Annotated in this window: 12 protein-coding genes and 2 pseudogenes; 6 read left to right on the forward strand and 8 right to left on the reverse strand. The window is 74.1% G+C overall.

Annotation, left to right across the window (positions count from 1 at the left end):
- Positions 1–17: 17 nt before the first annotated feature.
- The 6 genes and pseudogenes from ACIRRS_RS06315 to ACIRRS_RS06340 all read right to left on the reverse strand — a co-directional run bounded on the left by ACIRRS_RS06315 (position 18) and on the right by ACIRRS_RS06340 (position 6,184).
- Positions 18–701 carry a hypothetical protein gene (locus ACIRRS_RS06315; protein ID WP_402965886.1) on the reverse strand — a complete coding sequence of 228 codons (684 nt, stop codon included), beginning with the start codon at positions 699–701 and terminating at the stop codon, positions 18–20.
- Positions 694–2,940 carry a hypothetical protein gene (locus tag ACIRRS_RS06320; RefSeq protein WP_402965889.1) on the reverse strand — a complete coding sequence of 749 codons (2,247 nt, stop codon included), beginning with the start codon at positions 2,938–2,940 and terminating at the stop codon, positions 694–696. The genes ACIRRS_RS06315 and ACIRRS_RS06320 overlap by 8 nt, the downstream gene beginning before the upstream one ends.
- A gap of 10 nt (positions 2,941–2,950) precedes the next feature.
- Complete coding sequence (locus ACIRRS_RS06325; protein ID WP_402965892.1) at positions 2,951–3,412, reverse strand: WXG100 family type VII secretion target; 462 nt, start codon at positions 3,410–3,412, stop codon at positions 2,951–2,953.
- A gap of 246 nt (positions 3,413–3,658) precedes the next feature.
- Positions 3,659–4,390 (reverse strand): annotated as a pseudogene (locus ACIRRS_RS06330) (putative Ig domain-containing protein); the annotation flags it as partial.
- A gap of 201 nt (positions 4,391–4,591) precedes the next feature.
- Positions 4,592–5,209 (reverse strand): annotated as a pseudogene (locus ACIRRS_RS06335) (serine protease); the annotation flags it as partial.
- A 117-nt stretch (positions 5,210–5,326) separates the two neighbouring features.
- Positions 5,327–6,184, reverse strand: coding sequence for a hypothetical protein (locus ACIRRS_RS06340; protein ID WP_402965895.1), 858 nt, complete (start codon positions 6,182–6,184; stop codon positions 5,327–5,329).
- Between the two features lie 173 nt (positions 6,185–6,357).
- Here ACIRRS_RS06340 and ACIRRS_RS06345 point away from each other — a divergent pair, with 173 nt between their 5' ends.
- Together ACIRRS_RS06345 and ACIRRS_RS06350 are read left to right on the forward strand one after the other, a co-directional pair.
- Positions 6,358–7,476, forward strand: a complete 1,119-nt coding sequence (locus ACIRRS_RS06345) for an alpha/beta hydrolase (protein ID WP_402965898.1) — start codon at positions 6,358–6,360, stop codon at positions 7,474–7,476.
- 93 nt (positions 7,477–7,569) lie between these two features.
- Positions 7,570–9,960, forward strand: coding sequence for a glycosyltransferase family 39 protein (locus ACIRRS_RS06350; protein WP_402965901.1), 2,391 nt, complete (start codon positions 7,570–7,572; stop codon positions 9,958–9,960).
- A 90-nt stretch (positions 9,961–10,050) separates the two neighbouring features.
- Here the strand turns inward: ACIRRS_RS06350 and ACIRRS_RS06355 are convergent, their stop codons facing one another.
- Together ACIRRS_RS06355 and ACIRRS_RS06360 are read right to left on the reverse strand one after the other, a co-directional pair.
- Positions 10,051–11,631, reverse strand: a complete 1,581-nt coding sequence (locus tag ACIRRS_RS06355; protein ID WP_402965904.1) for an alpha/beta hydrolase — start codon at positions 11,629–11,631, stop codon at positions 10,051–10,053.
- A 91-nt stretch (positions 11,632–11,722) separates the two neighbouring features.
- Complete coding sequence (locus ACIRRS_RS06360) at positions 11,723–12,487, reverse strand: HNH endonuclease family protein (protein WP_402965907.1); 765 nt, start codon at positions 12,485–12,487, stop codon at positions 11,723–11,725.
- 274 nt (positions 12,488–12,761) lie between these two features.
- On the opposite strand from ACIRRS_RS06360, the gene ACIRRS_RS06365 reads away from it, so the two are divergent.
- The 4 genes from ACIRRS_RS06365 to ACIRRS_RS06380 all read left to right on the forward strand — a co-directional run bounded on the left by ACIRRS_RS06365 (position 12,762) and on the right by ACIRRS_RS06380 (position 16,609).
- Complete coding sequence (locus tag ACIRRS_RS06365; RefSeq protein ID WP_402965910.1) at positions 12,762–13,364, forward strand: NTP transferase domain-containing protein; 603 nt, start codon at positions 12,762–12,764, stop codon at positions 13,362–13,364.
- A gap of 176 nt (positions 13,365–13,540) precedes the next feature.
- Positions 13,541–14,401: a hypothetical protein gene (locus ACIRRS_RS06370; protein WP_402965913.1), complete on the forward strand. Its 861-nt coding sequence runs from the start codon at positions 13,541–13,543 to the stop codon at positions 14,399–14,401.
- Between the two features lie 216 nt (positions 14,402–14,617).
- Entirely contained in the window at positions 14,618–15,454 is an 837-nt protein-coding gene (locus ACIRRS_RS06375; RefSeq protein WP_402965916.1) for a hypothetical protein, read from the forward strand.
- A 168-nt stretch (positions 15,455–15,622) separates the two neighbouring features.
- Positions 15,623–16,609, forward strand: coding sequence for a (2Fe-2S)-binding protein (locus ACIRRS_RS06380; RefSeq protein ID WP_402965919.1), 987 nt, complete (start codon positions 15,623–15,625; stop codon positions 16,607–16,609).
- Positions 16,610–16,654: the final 45 nt, after the last annotated feature.

The following is a 16,654-nucleotide window of genomic DNA, read 5'->3' on the forward strand; positions in this document are numbered from 1 at the left end:
ATCAGCATAGGACCGATTCAATGATCCAAGGCAGGGAAGTTCCCCGCCGACTCGGGGACGCTGTCCGGCAGACGGAGCCCGTTCGAGCACGGGTAGTCCCTCACGACCCCCTTGGCCGCCTTCAGCGCGATGTCGAGGACCGCCCGGTGCGTCCCGTCCGTCGCGGGCGAGGGGTTGAGCCCTCTGCCGACCTCGATCCCCACGTACGGACGGCCCCGGCCCGCACCCTCCGGGGTGTCGCAGCGGATCGCGAGACCCACCTCGCTCGCCCCGACCCACCCCTGCACGTCCGCGCCGAGGTCGAGCCGGCTGCTCGCCTTCGCGCCGCTGCCGTAGTGGCCCGTCGCTGTCGGCTCGTCCATCTCCCGCACGAGGACCCGCACGAGGGTGCCGCCCGCGTCCCGGCGCACCTCGCAGTCCTGGTCGCCCGCCACCGGGCGCAGCCGCGGTTGCAGGGCGTCCGAGAACCCGGGCCCGAACGTCGTGTCCTGCTCGACGAACGTCCCGGTCGCGTCGTGCGCGAGGGGCGACAGGTCCGCCCGGGTGAGCAGCGACCAGCAGGCGGCGGAGGGCAGTTCGGCCGGGGCGTGGGCCGACCGCCACCACCAGGCGCCCCCGGCGAGGACCACCACGGCGGCCCCGGCGGCGAGCCGACGCCGCCGGGGAAGCCGGGAGGGCCGGGAAGGCCGGCGCTCAGTCATTGACGGCCGAGGTGAAGAACGCCGACCCGTCGGCGTGCGCGTAGCGCACCTGGTTCGCCGTGTCCGTGGCCATGGCCTCGGCCTCCGTCACGCTCATCCCGGAGTTCCGGGCGGCGTCGAACACCGCGGCCTTGGCGGAGGCCGACGCCGCGTTCGCGCCGTCCGTCTGCGAGAGCGAGGCCGGGTCCGCGAACTTCGACTCGATGTAGTAGTTGCGGGAGATGTCGTCGATGTAGAACTTCACCGGCTCCGCGAGCGCCGGGCCGACCACGGGCACGGCCTTGCCCAGTTCGCCGCCCGTCATCAGCCACGCCGACTTCGCCCACATCGAGTTCTCGGCCACGCCCCGGTTGTACGCCTCCGTCTGGGCCTTCACGTCGTGGACGATCTCCTGCGTCCGCGCCGCCGTGATGATCCCGGCGACCTCGCCGCCGGCGTGCGCCGCGTTGTGCACGGCCGCGTCGGCGTGGGCGCCGTAGTCGGCCCGGTGCTGGAACACGTCCTGGATGTGCGAGGTGGTGTACGCCTGCTGCGCCTGCGCGATCGCGCCGAAGGCGTCGGGGTCGCGGCCCAGCGCGCCGAGCAGCTTCGCCGTGCCCGCCTGCTCCAGCGCGGCCGGGTGGCCGAAGCGCGGCAGGGACTTGTCGTCCGGGGAGAGGGCGCCCTGCACGTCGCCCATGTACGCGGCCGCCATGTGGCCGAGGCCGGGCGCCATGACGGCGAGGTCCCCGCCGGGGCGCAGCGCCCTGACCTCGTCCTTGTTGCCGAAGACGTGGACGACCTTCTCCATCATCCCGGCCTGGTCCGCGGTGTGCGGCGTCAGCGCGTCCTGCGAGCCGTACGGGCGGCCGGTGACGCCCGCCTCCAGGGCGTGGGAGAAGGACTCCGCGAGCGGCGCGTTCGCGTGGTCGCGCATCGCGTCGTGGCCCGGCCAGACGTCCCGCAGCGGCGAGTCCGCGCCCGGCCTGGCCAGGATCTCGATGTAGTGGTTGTCCTGGCCGACGGCCTTGACCCTGCCGTCCATGGTGTACGTGGTGGCCTGGCCGTTGAAGAACTGCACCGAGGCGTCGGGGTTGTGGGCGAGCGCGTCCAGCACCCCGCCCATCGGGTTGTGGCCGCCGTGGCCCGCGCCCGGCGGCAGGCCCAGGTACGTCAGGTAGTGGAAGTCGTCGTTGCTCCAGCGGTCGGAGGTCCACTGGCCCGATCCCTGGCTGAGCTGGGTGACGTGCTCGGCGATGGGGACGAGGAAGTGCGGGTCGTACGTCCCGTTGCGCAGGATGTTCGCCAGGATCTGGTAGCCCTGCGGGTTCTGGGCGTGCCCCGGGGCGTTGGGCGGCCAGATGTCCTGCCGGGCGTAGCCGGCCCTGCGCAGGCCCTCCTCCCAGGCGTCGTCCAGGTGCGGGAGGTTGTGGGTGTCGGTGGCACTGGCCAGGGCGAGGCCGAGGTTCTTCTGCAGGTCGGCGATGGCCTGCGGGCGGTTGCCGCCCTTGTCGGCCGAGGCCGTGGCCAGCTTCCCGTAGTACTGGAGGAACCCGTCCGGTCCGAGCCGGTTGTAGAAGGCCGTGGTGAACTGCGGGTCGTTGGCGTGGTCCTTCAGGAGCTTGTTGAGCTGGTCGAGTTGGGCGTCGCTGAGGTTCCCGGCGAGCTTGAGGAGGTCGGCCGCCTGCTTGCCCTGCTCCTCCGGGCCCGAGGACGGGCGGAAGGCCGTCCTGTCGGTGCCGGTGGCGCCGCCCAGCGCGGTGGCGGCCGCGGCGTCCGCCGCCTCGGCCCTGGCCACGGCCTTGGCGATGTCGGCGGCGACGCCCTCGGCGAGCTTGCGCTTCGTCTCCTTGTACGCCTCGGAGTAGTGCGGGTCGGTCTTCTCCGCCGCCGGGTCGGGCGGGGGCCAGGTGATGGCGGCCCCGGTCGCGTCCACCGTCAGGGAGTTGTCGGCGGCCTTCTTCAGGGCGGCGTCCAGATCGGTGCGGGCGGCGGCGAGTTCGGTGTGCGCCTCGCGCAGCGCCCGGCCGATCGCGCCGGCCTCCTCGAAGGCCGCGTCGAGCTCGTTGCGGGCCTTGGTGACGGCCGTGGCGGCCTCCTCGGCCGTGGTGCCCGTCCAGTTGGAGCCCCGCAGCGGCGTGATCACGTCGCCGGTGAGCTCGGAGGAGAACGTCCAGGTACGGGTCAGGCCCTCGAAGGCCGTGGCCAGGGTGTCGAGACCCTGGAAGGTCTCCTGGCGCAGGTTGGTGTAGGTGCTCATGCCGCCGGCCTCAGGGAGTGGGGAAGTTGTTGGCGTTCTGCTGGTCGGCGCGCGCGTACTGCTCGGCGTTGACGGACAGCGCGTTGGAGATGCGCCCGAGCAGTCCCCCGGTGGCCTGCGCCTGCGCGGCCCACACCTCCTGCGCGGTGGCGAGCGCGCCGACGACCTTCCAGTCCTTCGCCATGCCCTGGGTGGCGGACGGCTGGTCCTTCCAGGCGTCCTTGCAGGCCTTGCCGAAGGCGGTGTTGAGGGTGGTCGCGTTGCCCGAGGCCTTGCGCAGCGCGTCCGGGCTCACCTTCACCGTCCCGCCGCCGCCCGTGGTGTGCGTGGACGGCGGGGTCCAGCCCGGGGCCGCCGTGCCGGACTCGGCGGCGGCCAGGTCCGGGTGCTCCTTCTTCGCCGCGTCGGTGAGCTTCCCGTTGGCGTCGAAGAGCCAGGGGTTGACCTTCCGCTCGAAGTCCAGGTCAGTCACTCGGGTTCCTCCAGGGCACGACGGAATCCGCGCCGCCGGATCACTCCCCCGGGCCGCGTCGCTCAGCGAGCTTAGCGTTAAGGTCTTGGTACGCACGAGAGTTGGGGGACTTCCGGCGCGTGGGTGACGATCCCTCAGAAACCCCTCCCCAACTCCTCCCCAACAGCGGGGAAACGCCGGGTGCACGCGCGAAGGGGCCCGGCGGTTGCGCCGGGCCCCTTCGACGGCTCGCGCCGTGACCGTGCGTCAGCTGGTCTGGATCGAGGTGTCGTCGATCACGAAGCTCGTCTGCAGCGAGGCGTCCTCGGTGCCGGTGAACTTCAGGGTGACGCTCTGGCCCGCGTAGGACGAGAGGTCGAAGGTGCGCTGCTGGTAGCCGGCCGCCGCGTCGACGTTGGAGTAGGTCTTGATCGTGGTGCCGTTGACCGAGACCGTCAGCTTGTCGTACGCGGTGGTGCCCGTCTCGGCGGTGTCGATGTGCAGCCAGAAGCTCAGCGTCGCCTTGCAGCCCGCCGGGATCGTCACCGTCTGCGCCAGGGTGTCGGTGTGGGCGGAGCCGTAGCCGTCCAGCCACGCCTTCCAGGAACCGCCGTGCGCCGCCTGGCCCGAGCTGTTGTCCACCACGCCGGAGCTGGTGGTCCACGGCGCGGCCGTACCCGTCTCGAAGCCCGGGTTGCCCAGCAGCTGCGCCGGGGTGCAGGTCCCGCCGCCACCACCGGTGACCGTCCAGGCGAAGGCGGTGGAGCCGGACTTGCCGGCGGCGTCGGTGGCCGTGACGGTGACGTTGTAGCTGCCGGCGGTGGAGGCGGTGCCGGAGATCACGCCGGTGGAGGCGTTGATCGCCAGGCCGGCCGGCAGGCCCGTGGCGGAGTAGGACAGCGGGGCGGTGCCGCCGGAGGCGTTGATCTGCAGGCTCGCCGCGCCGCCGACCGCGGTGGACTGGCCGCCGGGGTTGCTCACCGACACCGCGCCGCTGCCGGCCGGCTTGGTGAGCAGGCAGCCGGCGACGTTGAGGTCGATGGCGCGGTTGGTGCCCAGGCAGGTGGTGAACCAGTAGGTCTCCTCACCGTAGCTCTGGCCCTTGGTGACGGTGGTGGTGCCGTCCGCCGCCACCTCGCACGGGTTGTTGAGGGTGCACATGGCGCCGTCGTCGTTGCCGGTGTTGTTGATGCCGACGATCCGCCCGCTGGCGGTGTCGACGATCGGCGAACCGGAGGTGCCGTGCGTGGTGTTGCAGCCCGCGCTGTAGCGCAGCGAGTCGTGCCAGGTCCACTGGTCCTCGCGCAGGGTCGGCACGAAGCCGTTGACCGAGCAGTTCCAGACCTGCTTCCAGTACGACGAGGGTATGTACATCGCCGCGCCGTCGACCGGGTGGGAGTCGTTGACCGTGAGCGCGGTGGCGCCGTACTTGGAGCTGATCGACCCGTAGGTGTCGGTGAGTTGGTACAGCGCGACGTCGGTGCCGGTCATCGTCGCGTAGAGCACCTTGTCGGCCTGGACGGTGCCGAGGCTGTTGCCCGCGCCGTCGAGGAGGGTTCCGCTGCGGCTGGCGCTGACGTTCTGGATGACCTGCCCGGCCGAGGGCATCGTCGGCAGGCAGTGCCCGTTGGTGAGCATCAGCGCGCGGTCGCCGGCCACCGAGGTGGGGTAACGGACCAGCGAGGCCGAGCAGTTGCTCAGGGCGATCGTGGAGGTCAGGTCGGCGGCCTGGACGGCGTTCGCGGGGGCGGCGGCGAAGGTCAGCCCGCCCGCGACGACGACGCTCGCAGCGGCGGTCGCGGCAAGTCTCTTGAACATGGCTCTCCTTGTGGGGGATCGCGGGCCCCGGCTGGTTGCCGTGACCCGCGACGCACGAAAGTGCCATGCGCACTACAAGGAATCAACAGTTAGGACGGAAATCGACTCAACACAGATCTACGGCTGCGGAGTGGTGTAGATCGTCTCGGCCTCCGCCTTGGTGGTGCCCTTGGCCTTCTCCGGCTTGATGTCGACCGTCCAGACGGTTCCACCGCCCGCCGCGTCGAAGTCGTACTTCTCCCGGAGCCTGGCGAACGCGCAGTCCTGGGTGAACTGCTTCGCCCCGGAGTCCCAGTCCACCCCGTAGGCGTAGTAGAGGTCGTACACCCCGTCCCGGATGCCGTCGATGACGATCTTCTGTCCCTTGGCGGCATACACCGAGGTCACCGACGCCTTGTTCTGGGCGAGGATGAAGAGCGTGTCCACCGAGCCGTTGTTCGTCAGTTCCAACGTACTCTTGCCGTCCTTGGCCCCCTCGCGGACCACGGTTCCGTTCTCCAACGCGCGCGACTGCGGCGGCAGTTCGGGCAGCTTCGGAACGGTGAAGACGGCCGGAAATCCGCCCGCCGTCAGCTTGGCCACAGCCGCCGAGACACCCGGCAGGCCCTTCCCCGCGCCGAGGCGGCCCTGACCGGTGCCCACGGTGCACACCTTCTTGTCCGAGAGATCCGCGCCGAGCGTCCCCGCCTCGGTGAAGAGGACGTCCAGGGCGTTCACCAGCTCCGTACGAGCCGGCTCCGCCCTGGACGGCGCACTGACGGCCTTCAAGGTCCGATTGGCGCGGCCCGCGAAGGAGCCGACCGTACCGAGCGCGGTCCAGAGCTCGTTCGGGGTCTTGGCCTCGACTGCTTTGGCCAGCCCCTGATTGATCGGATCCAGTGCCTCCTTCAGAGCCGATCCGAACGCGGCGGAACTCGACGCCTCGGCCGACGCGCCTTCCCCGGTTCCTCCGGAGCACGCCGCCAGCACCAGCACCCCGCCGAACGCCAGAGCGGCCCTACCCGTGAACTTCATGACCCCACCCCAGAACGACAACACTCCACACACATCGTCCCGATCATGTAATGGCATGGTCAAGCGCTTACCCGGAGATCACCAACCCAGGGGCCGCCCAGGAAGCTCCCAGGTGGTCAACTACCATCGGGCGGGTGCTCAGTCTCACCGGCCTCCCCCTCCAGATCGTCGCCTCCGTGGTCGCGATCCTCGTGTTCGCCGCCACCATGTGGCTCTGGCCGAGGTTCGGCGGGAAGGGGTGGAAGTCCTGGCTCGGCCGGCTCGGCGCCTTCCTGGCCGCCCAGGTGGCGGTGCTGGTCGCGATGGGCCTGATCGCCAACAGCTACTTCGGCTTCTACAGCTCCTGGACCGACCTCCTCGGCACCAGCGGCGGCCTCGGCACCGTCGTCGACCACCAGCCGAACGCCTCCGGCGTGGCCGTCACCGGCGAGCAGAAGTTCTACTCCGCGCAGGGCTCCGAGCCCGACCGCTCCGGGCTGATCCAGAAGGTCGCCGTCAAAGGGGCCGGCAGCGGCCTGAGCACCGAGGCGTACGTCTACCTGCCCCCGCAGTACTTCCAGCCGGACTTCGCCAAGCAGCGCTTTCCGATGGCCCTGGTCCTCACCGGCTACCCGGGCACCCCCGAGAAGCTGATCTCCCTGATGCAGTACCCGGCCTCGACCCTCGACGCGATCGAGCGCAAGAAGCTGCCCCCGACCATCCTGGTGATGACCCGCCCCACCCTCGTCGACCGGGACACCGAGTGCGTCGACGTGCCGAACGGCCCGCAGGTGGAGACCTTCTTCACCACCGACCTGCCCAAGGCCCTCGCCTCCGCCTACCGGATCGGCACCGAGCCCTCCAACCGGGCCGTGATCGGCAACTCCACCGGCGGCTACTGCGCCCTGAAGTTCGCGCTGCGCAAGCCCGACTCGTACCAGGCCGCCGTCGCCCTCTCCGGCTACTACAGCGCCGCCCACGACCCGACCACCGGCGACCTCTTCGGCGGCGACGACAGGCTCAAGCAGGAGAACGACCTGCTGTGGCGGCTCAAGAACCAGCCGCCGGCGCCCGTCTCCCTGCTGCTGACCACCGCGAACGACGAGAACAACTACGCGGAGACCCAGGCCATGGTCGGCGCCTTCAAGGCCCCGACGAAGATGTCCACCATCACCCTGGACACCGCCGGCCACAACTTCCACACCTGGACGAGGGAGATCCCCCCGGCCCTGGAGTGGCTCGGCAAGCACCTCACCATGCCCGCCGCGGCCTGACGGCTCCCCCGTCCGGGTGAGATCCGGCAGATCAAACCCACCTCACAGCGTCGTCTCACGGTTCTCTCAGTCACGCCACGCACCGTATGGCGCATGACCACGACCAGCTACTCCCCTCCGGCCGGCGAACCGTGGCCCGAGGCCGCGAACTACCCGCCGCCGCAGGTGCCGCAGCCGGACGCCGACCGTCCGGCCCCGCTCTTCCCCGAGCAGCCCCTGCCGCCCGCCGGACCGAAGGGGTACGCCTCCTGGTCCGGGCGGCTTCGCACGCTGCCCGCCCGCGCCTGGCGCGGCCGCGAGGACGACCCGCGCTGGGTCCGCCCCGCGCTGCTCGGCCTGCTCGCCGCCACCGCCCTGCTCTACCTGTGGGGCCTCGGCGCCTCCGGCTGGGCCAACGCCTTCTACTCCGCCGCCGTCCAGGCCGGCAGCCAGAGCTGGAAGGCCTTCTTCTTCGGCTCCTCGGACGCCGCGAACTTCATCACCGTCGACAAGCCCCCGATGTCGCTGTGGCCGATGGCCCTGTCGGTGCGCCTGTTCGGCCTCTCCTCCTGGTCGATCCTGGCCCCGCAGGCCCTGATGGGCGCCGCCACCGCGGGCGTGCTGTACGCGGCCGTGCGCCGCCGCTTCTCCCCGCTCGGCGGCCTGCTGGCGGCCGGAGCCTTCGCGCTGACGCCGGTCGCGGCGCTGATGTTCCGCTTCAACAACCCCGACGCGCTGCTCGTGCTGCTGCTCACCCTTTCCGCGTACGGGATGGTGCGGGCCGTCGAGTCGGCGAGCACCCGGTGGCTGCTGTTCACCGGGGCCATGTTCGGCTTCGCCTTCCTCACCAAGACGCTGGCGGCCTTCCTGATCCTGCCGGCCTTCGCCGTGGTCTACCTGGTCGTCGCGCCCACCGGCCTGTGGCGCCGGGTGCGCCAGACCCTGCTCGCGGGCGCGGCCGTGGCCGTCGCGGGCGGCTGGTGGGTCGCGGTGGTCGAGCTGCTGCCCGCCTCGGCCCGCCCGTACGTCGGCGGCTCGCAGGACGACAGCTTCCTCTCGCTGACCTTCGGCTACAACGGCCTCGGCCGGGTCGACGGCAACGAGCGCGGCAGCGTCGGCGGCGGGAGTGTGCGGCAGGCGGCCGGGCTGGACCTGCCCGGCGGCGCCGCGCAGCACGGCGGGCGCGGCTGGGGCCAGACCGGCATCACCCGGCTGTTCGGCTCCGACATCGGCGGGCAGATCGCCTGGCTGATGCCGGCCGCGCTGATCCTGCTGGTCGTCGGCCTCTGGGCGACCCGCCGCTACGCCCGCACCGACACCGCCCGCGCGGCGTTCCTGGTCTGGGGCGGCTGGCTGATCTCCACGGCGCTGGTCTTCAGCTTCATGTCCGGGATCTTCCACCAGTACTACACGGTGGCGCTGGCCCCGGCCGTCGCCGCCCTGGTCGGCATGGGCGTGGACGGGCTGTGGCGGGCGCGGCACCGGCTGCCGTGGGCGCTGGTGCTCGCCGGGACGCTCGCCGTCACCGCGGTCTGGGCCTTCGTCCTGCTGGGGCGCAGCTCGGACTTCCTGCCCTGGCTGCGCTGGGCGGTGCTGGTCGGCGGGCTGGCGGCCGCGGGCGCGCTGGTCTGGGGCCGGGCGGCCGGGCGGTCCTCGGGCCTGCTCGGGGCGCGGATCGCCTCGGTGGCGGGCCTGGTGGGCCTGGCCGCGGCCTTCGGCGGGCCGGCCGCGTACGCGGTGGACACCGTGACCACCGCGCACAACGGCTCGATCATCACGGCCGGGCCGTCCGTCAAGGGCTCCTTCGGGCCGGGCGGCGGGCACCGGGGCGGCGCGTTCCCGGGCGGGCAGGCGCCGCGCGGCAAGAACGGCTTCCCGGGCTTCCCGGGCGCGGGTGCCGCCCCCGGCGGCGGCAACGGCACCGGCTTCGGCGGCGGTTCCGGCAGCGGCGGCGGTTCCGGCAGCGGCTCCGACAAGGCCAACGGCCGCCACGAGCGCGGCGCTGCCGGCAGCGGCAACGGCACCGCCGGAGCCCCCGGCTTCCCCGGCGCCACGGGCACCGACCCCGAGGGCTTCCCCGGCGCCATGGGCGGCGCGGGCGGCATGGGCGGCCTGCTCGGCGGCACCAAGGTCAGCGAGGAGGCCGCCGCCCTCCTGAAGCAGGATGCCGACCACTACACCTGGGCCGCCGCGACCGTCGGCTCCCAGACCGCAGCCAGCTACCAACTCGCCACCGGCAAGCCCGTGATGGCCCTCGGCGGCTTCAACGGCACCGACCCGTCGCTGAGCCTGGCCGACTTCCGGAAGGACGTCGAGCAGGGCAAGGTCCACTGGTTCCTCTCCGGCGGCTCCCACCGCGGCTTCGGCGGCGGCGGCGAGACCGGCGCCGACGAGGGCGGCCAGCAGTCCGAGAGCGCCCAGATCGAGGCCTGGGTGACCTCCCACTTCACCAAGCGGACCGTCGGCACGGCCACCTTCTACGACCTGACGGCCCCGACCTCCTGAGCACCCGACCTCCCGACCCCCGGCGGCGAAGGGGCGCACCGCGAGCAGCGCGGAGCGCCCCTTCGCCGTGTCCGGCCCGCGCCGCCGCCGTCAGTCCGAGGCGCAGCGCGTCCCCGGGGCCGGCATCCGCCCGTCCACCAGGTAGTCCGCCACCGCCGTGCGCACGCAGGCGCTCTTGTCGTACGCGGTGTGCCCGTCCCCGTCGCGGGTCAGCAGCGTCCCGTGCTCGAACCCGGCGGCCATCCGCTGCGCCCACGGGTACGGCGTGACCGGGTCGCCCGTGGAGCCGACGACGAGGATCGGCGCGCTGCCCGGCGCCTTCACGGTGTGCGGCTTCTCGGGCGAACGGTACGGCCAGGGGCGGCAGTCCGGGTCGAGCAGGGCCAGGCGGGTGTCGTGGCGGCTGGTGAGCGGGGCCCGGGCGGCGAGGTCGGCGAGGGAGGCACGCAGGTCCTCGGCGCTGGGGGCGAGGGCCGCGTCGGCGCAGTGGATGGCCGCGTAGGCGTCCGCGGGGGTGTCGTAACGGCCGTCCTGGTCACGGCCGTCGGCGCTGTCGGCCAGGCGCATCAGCTCGTCCGGGTAGCCGTGGGCGACGGCCGGCTCCAGGGCGTCGCGCAGCCGCTCGAAGGAGCGCCGGCCGTCGGAGAGGACGCCCTGGACTCCGGCCCAGGCGAGGGCGGCGGTGACGCTGCGCCCGTCCGCGGTGGCCATGGGGTGCTCGCGCAGGCCGTCGAGGAAGTCGGCGAGGCGGCGCGGGGCGGTGGCCGGGTCGTTGCCCAGGAAGCAGCCGTCGTCGTTGACGGCGCAGTCGGTGGCGAAGGCGGTGAACTCGGCCTCGTAGGCGACGGCCTGTTCGCCGTTGAGGTGCATCAGGTCGGTGCTGCGCTCCACGGCGCCGTCGAGGACGAGGCGGCCGGTGCGCTCGGGGAACTCCTCGGCGTAGAGGGCGCCGAGGTAGGTGCCGTAGGACAGGCCGAGGAAGTCGAGCTTGCGCTGGCCGAGGGCGCTGCGCAGCACGTCCATGTCGCGGGCGGTGTCGCGGGTGCCCAGGTGGGGCAGGAGGGCGGCGTCCTTGGCCCGGCAGGCGTCGGCGAGGACGCGGCCGTGGTCGTAGCCGGGGTCGTCGGTGGAGGTCCACTCGTCGCGGGTGCGGTCGTCGAGGCAGTGCAGGGGCGTGGTGCGGCCGGCGCCGCGCGGGTCGAAGCCGACGAGGTCGTAGCGGTCGTGCAGCGGGCCCTGGTAGGCCTTCCAGCCCCACTGCACCATGGTGGTGCCGGAGTTGCCGGGCCCGCCGGGGTTGAGGACCAAGGCGCCGAGGCGCCGGCCCGGGTCGGCGGCGGGCACCCGGCTGAGGGCGACGTCGATGGTCTCGCCGTCGGGGTGCGCGTAGTCGAGCGGCGCCTTCATGGTGGCGCACTGGGCGGCCGACTCGTCGCCGTCCGCCGCGTCCGAGCAGGGTCTCCAGTCGATCCGCTGGTCGTAGAGCGCGCGCAGTTCGGGTGCGGCGGCCGCGGGGGCCCGGTCCGCCAGCGGCGGGCGGGCGGTCGGGGCGCTCGCGGAGGGCGTGCCGGTGCAGCCGGCGGCCGTGAGCACGGCGGCGAGCGCGGCGGCGAGCGCGGCGGCGAGCGCGGGCAGGGCGCTGCGGGGCGGGCGTTGGATCTTCGAGTCCACCCCTCACGGATACCATCCACCCCCGGTCCGGGTCACATTTGGGCCCCGGACCGGGGGGTGCGGCGAAAGGTTTCCCCCTGGTTCGGCGCGGTCAGCCTCCGCACTGCTGGAGCATGGCCTTCTTGTCCGCCTCGGTGACGGGCAGCTGGTACTTCAGCGACACCTGGGCGAAGCGCACCGCGTACGAGCAGCGGATGTCGGTGTTGGCGGGCAGCCAGGCGGCGGGGCCGGAGTCGCCCTTGGAGGCGTTCTGCGAGCCGTCCGCGGGGATCAGGTTGAGCGGGTCGTTGGCGATCTGGACGCGCTTGAGCTTGTCCCACTTCGCGGCGCCCATCTGCCAGTCGTAGGACAGCGGCATCACGTGGTCGATCTGGATCTTCGTGGCCTGCTGCTTGGTCCACTGGACGTTCTTGCCGGTGTACGGGTCGTAGATGGTCATCGCGGTGACCACGCAGTCCGAGCCGTCCTTGCGCTCCACGCCCGTGCCGTCCCGGGCGAGCAGGTCGTTGCGGGTGTCGCACTTGTTACCGCCGAACGGGACGCCCTCGACGCTGTCCGTCCAGGCGGGGCCGAACTCGCCCCGGTCGTAGCCGTCCTTGGCGCCGGGGGCGGCGGTGGCGACCTTGGCGATGAGGTCGCGGCCGGCCTTCTGCTCCTCGGCCGTGCGCAGCGGGGCCAGGCCCGGCTTGACGCCGTCCGGGTTCTGCAGCGGGCTGGTGCCCAGGCCCCCGGCGGGGGCGCCCCCGGAGGCGGAGGGGGTGTCGTGGTCGCGGCCGCCGACCAGCCAACCGACCAGCGCGAGCGCGCATATGAGGAACACGGTGGCGGCGGAGAGCCAGGTACGGCGGGCGGGCACGGGGAACTCCCAAGGTCAGGGGCGGGGTGACGGCGAACCAGCAGACCAGCCGCCCCAAGACCTGGTCAAGGCGACGCCACGCGAAGGCCAAGGAGCATGTCGAAGCTCACACCCCGACCGGGCCCGGGGGCCTGACCCCGCAGCCCGGGCCGGGCCGAGCGACAGCCCGGGCCGGGCCGGGCCGGGCGACAGGACGGGCCCCGGCCCTGACACCGCGTCCGGCTCGTGGCTTCCTCCGATGCGCCCGGCCCCCGCGAGCGGGCAGGCTGGGGGCATGACAGACACCCGAGGGCCCGTCGCCGCGCTCGTCCTGGCCGCCGGGGGCGGGCGGCGCCTCGGCGGGCGGCCCAAGGCGCTGCTCCGCTACCGGGGCCGCCCGCTGGTCGAGCACGCGGTGGCGACCGTCCGGGCGGGCGGCTGCCCGGAGGTGACGGTGGTGCTGGGCGCCGGGGCCGCGCGGGTCCGGGCCACCGCCCACCTGCCGGGCTGCCGGCTGGTCGCCAACCCCGACTGGGCGGGCGGCATGGGCTCCTCGCTGCGCGCGGGCCTCGCCGCCCTGCCGCCCGGCGCCTCGGCGGCGCTGGTGATGCTCGTGGACACCCCCGGCGTCACCCCGGCCGCCGTCGCCCGGCTGCTGGCCGCGCACCGGGCCGGCGCCGGCCTCGCCGCCGCCTCCTACGGCGGCCGGCGCGGGCATCCCGTCCTGATCGGCGCCCGGCACTTCGCCGAGGCCGCCGCGGGCGCGCGGGGCGACTCCGGCGCGCGGGCGCTGCTGTCGGCGCACGCGGCCGAGGTGGTCCTCGTCGAGTGCGCCGACGTGGCCGTCCCGGACGACCTGGACACCCCCGCCGACCTGGCCCGGTGGGGAGCCGGATGACCACCGCCGGGCCGGCCGCGTGACCACTGGGGAGGAGTCCGGATCGCCCACGCTCCACCTGCCGGACGACCGTCCCTGATCCATCCCTGAGGATTGCCGCATTCCGCGCCAACCACCCTCCGCATCGGGGAGCATGGGAACAGTCCCCCACCCGACCCCAACGGACGGAGCCCGCGATGGCCGGACTGCCCGACGACTTCACCGGACACGACCCCGCGCGGTCGGGACCGGGGGCGGGCGGCGGCGCCCGGGCCATCCGCTGCCCCGCCTGCCGCCGCGAGCACCTCTACGAGCCGCCCTCGCTGCCCTGCCCCTGCGGCGCCTCCCTGAAGGTCCCGCTGCTGCGCGGCGGGGTGCCGGTGCAGGTGCGCTTCCGCTCCTGGGAGGACTCCTGGCTGAGCATGCGCTGCCCGCACTGCGGCCGCTCCGACCAGTGGCCGCAGCCGGAGTTCACCTGCAACTGCGGCGCCACCGTCCGCCTCCCCGTCGACCGCGCGACCCGCCTCGGCTCCGGCACCGCCGCCCCGCTCGCCGCCCCGGGGCCGCAGTCCTCCCGCCCCTACCCCACCCACCCGATGGGCGCGCCCGTCCCCACCCCGCCCGCCGCGCCCGGCACCTCCGCCGGCCGCACCCGCCCCTTCCGCCACCGCGCACCCTTCCGCCCCCACCCCGTGCGCACCTCCCAGGACGCGGTGTTCACCGCCGCCCGCTACCTGGAGTGGCTCGGCTTCGACGACCTGGAGCTGACGGAGGCCCAGGAGCGCGACGGCGTGACCCTGCTGGGCGCCCGGATGGTCGCCCAGGTCGACACCTGGACGGAGCCGGCCGACGTCAAGTCCGTCGAGTGCCTGTGGATGCAGACCCTCCACGCCGAGGAGATGGCCGCCGCCATGTTCACCCTGGCCGGGTACTCCCACCAGGCCACCGTCCGCGGCGAGCAGCTGCTCGTCGCCCTCTTCAGCCTCGACCTCGCCGGGGTCCCCCAGCCCGCCAACGGCGCCGCCGAGGCCCTCATGGAGACCGGCTGGACCTCCTGAGATCCACTAGATCATCCACCGTGAAAAAGCAACAACCTCCGCTCGTGATCTGGTGCACAAGCTCACCCCCGTGTTGAATTGCCGCCACAGCGCGGGCCCTTCGCCCCGACGTCCGCCCTGCCGCCCCGCCCTGCCGCTTTCCGGCGGACGGGCCGCGGCCGGGGCGCCCGGGGGAGGGTGCGCGCCCTGCTGGATGGCGCACACAAGGAGGTGGCGTTGTCGGAGCACGGATGGAGCCCGAGCGGCCCGGACGGGCGGGGGCGGGCGGAGGAAACGGGCGACACCGTGTGGCGGCTGCGCTCCCGGGGGTGCTGGCAGGAGGCGGGCGAACTGCTGCGCCCGGCCGCCGAGCAGGACCCCTCGGTCGCCCTCGGCCGGGCCGAACTCCTCATCGAGCAGTGCCTGTTCACGGCCTCCCACTGGACGCAGGCCGAACAGGCCCTACGGCTGGCGGAGGCCCTCGCCGCCGGCACCGAGCAGCGCGCGGCCGCCGCCTGCGCCCGCGGCTTCCTCGCGTACCTGGCCAGCGTGCTCGGCTCCCGCGACCGGCTCGACGAGGCGCAGGCGGCGCTCGGGCGCACCTCCGCGCTCCTGCCGCCGGACGCGCCCGGGCGCCCGCTGCTGGACTTCCGGCGCGGGCTCGTCGCCGAGAACCTGCTGCGCGACCGCAGCGCCGCCTGGATCGCCTACCGCCGGGCGCACGACGCGGCCGGGGAGCGCGGGGACGAGCTCCTGCGCTCCTACACCTGGCGCCACCTCGCCGCGCTGGCGCTCTCCCGGGGGGACCACATCCGGGCCAGGGAGGGCTTCGACGCCTCCCTGCGGCTGCGCGAGCAACTCGGCTTCACGGTGGGGGTGGCGCCGGCGCTCGCGGCGCTCGCCGAGGTCTCCGAGCCGGAGGAGGCGGCCCGGCTGCGCGCCGAGGCCGCCCGGCTGGTGCACGCCCTGGGCGGCGTGCCGGTCTGGCTCGCGCGCCAGCTGGGCGCCCTGCGCGCGCCGGGGCCTCCCCCGGACGGACGCATCGGGAGCGAGACCCGGGGCACGATCAGCTAAGGTGAGCCTAACCTGGCCGGAGTGAGCAGCACTCCGGCCGGGTTCCGCCTTGCCGTTCCCCGGGCACCGCCATGCCCCGGTCCGGCCGGGCCCGACGGGCCGAGGTGCGGCGCGGCGGGCCCCACCCGGCCCCATGCGCGGCCCCGGTCGACCCGATGGGGCCCGACCATGACCGCGAGCAGCACCCGGCCCGGCCCCGCGCCGTGCGCCCCCCTCACCACCCCGGCGCACACCCCCGCTCCCGCCGCCGACCCCCGCACCCCGGGCGCGTCCGCGTACCACCGGCTGGCCGCGCTCTCCCCGCTGCTGAGCGTGCGTCTGGGCCCGCCCCCCTCCGGCGACGGCTGGCTCACCGCCGCCGACCTCGCCGAACGGCCCGAGGCGGTGCGCGAGCTGATCGGCCACGACGCCCGCCAGGGCCTGGCCCGCTACGAACGGCCCCTGCGGCCGGACGTGGCCGCCGGGTTCGGCCTGCACCGGGCCGTCTGGCCGCTGTCGCTGGTGTTCACCCTGCCCTGGTTCCTGGAGCGGCGGGTGCCGCTGCTCGGGGCCGGGGACGTCGCGCTGCGCCGGGGCGCGGGGTCGGCGGAGCTGACGGTCCGTCCGCGGGGCTTCGTCTGCCTGCCGGACGACCCCGCGGCAGCCGCACCCGCGGCAGCCGTGCCCGCCTCGGCCGCACCCGCCGCAGCCGTTCGCGTCGCGGCCGACGAGCGGGCGCTGGCGGCCGAACTGCGGTGCGCGCTGGACGGGTTCCTCGCCCCGGTGCTGGCCGCCTTCCGCCCCGAGGTGCGGCGCGGCCCCCGGGTGCTGTGGGCGATGGCCACCGACGCGGTGGTGGAGGGGCTCTGGTACGCGGGCGGACTTCTCGGGGAGGCGGAGCGGGCGCGCGACGAGCTGTCCGCGCTGCTCGCGCCCGCCGCACACCCGTCCGGCAGGGCCGACGCGCCCGCTGGGACCGCGCACGCGCCCGGCGCACCGGCCGGGCCCGCTCCCGCCCCGTCCCCCTTCACCCCGGGCGCGGGTTTCGCGGCCCCGGCGCCCGATCGCGGCGACGCCCCCGAGGGCTGCCCGCGCTCCCGGGCCAGTTGCTGCCTCGTCTACACCGTGGCCCCCCGGGACATGTGCGGCGGCTGCCCCCGCGTCATGCGCGGTTGACGAACACCCGCCCGAACCGAAACCGAAAAAGCCCGGAATTCCGGG

The sequence above is a fragment of the Kitasatospora sp. NPDC101183 genome (assembly GCF_044767945.1).
Classification (GTDB): domain Bacteria; phylum Actinomycetota; class Actinomycetes; order Streptomycetales; family Streptomycetaceae; genus Kitasatospora.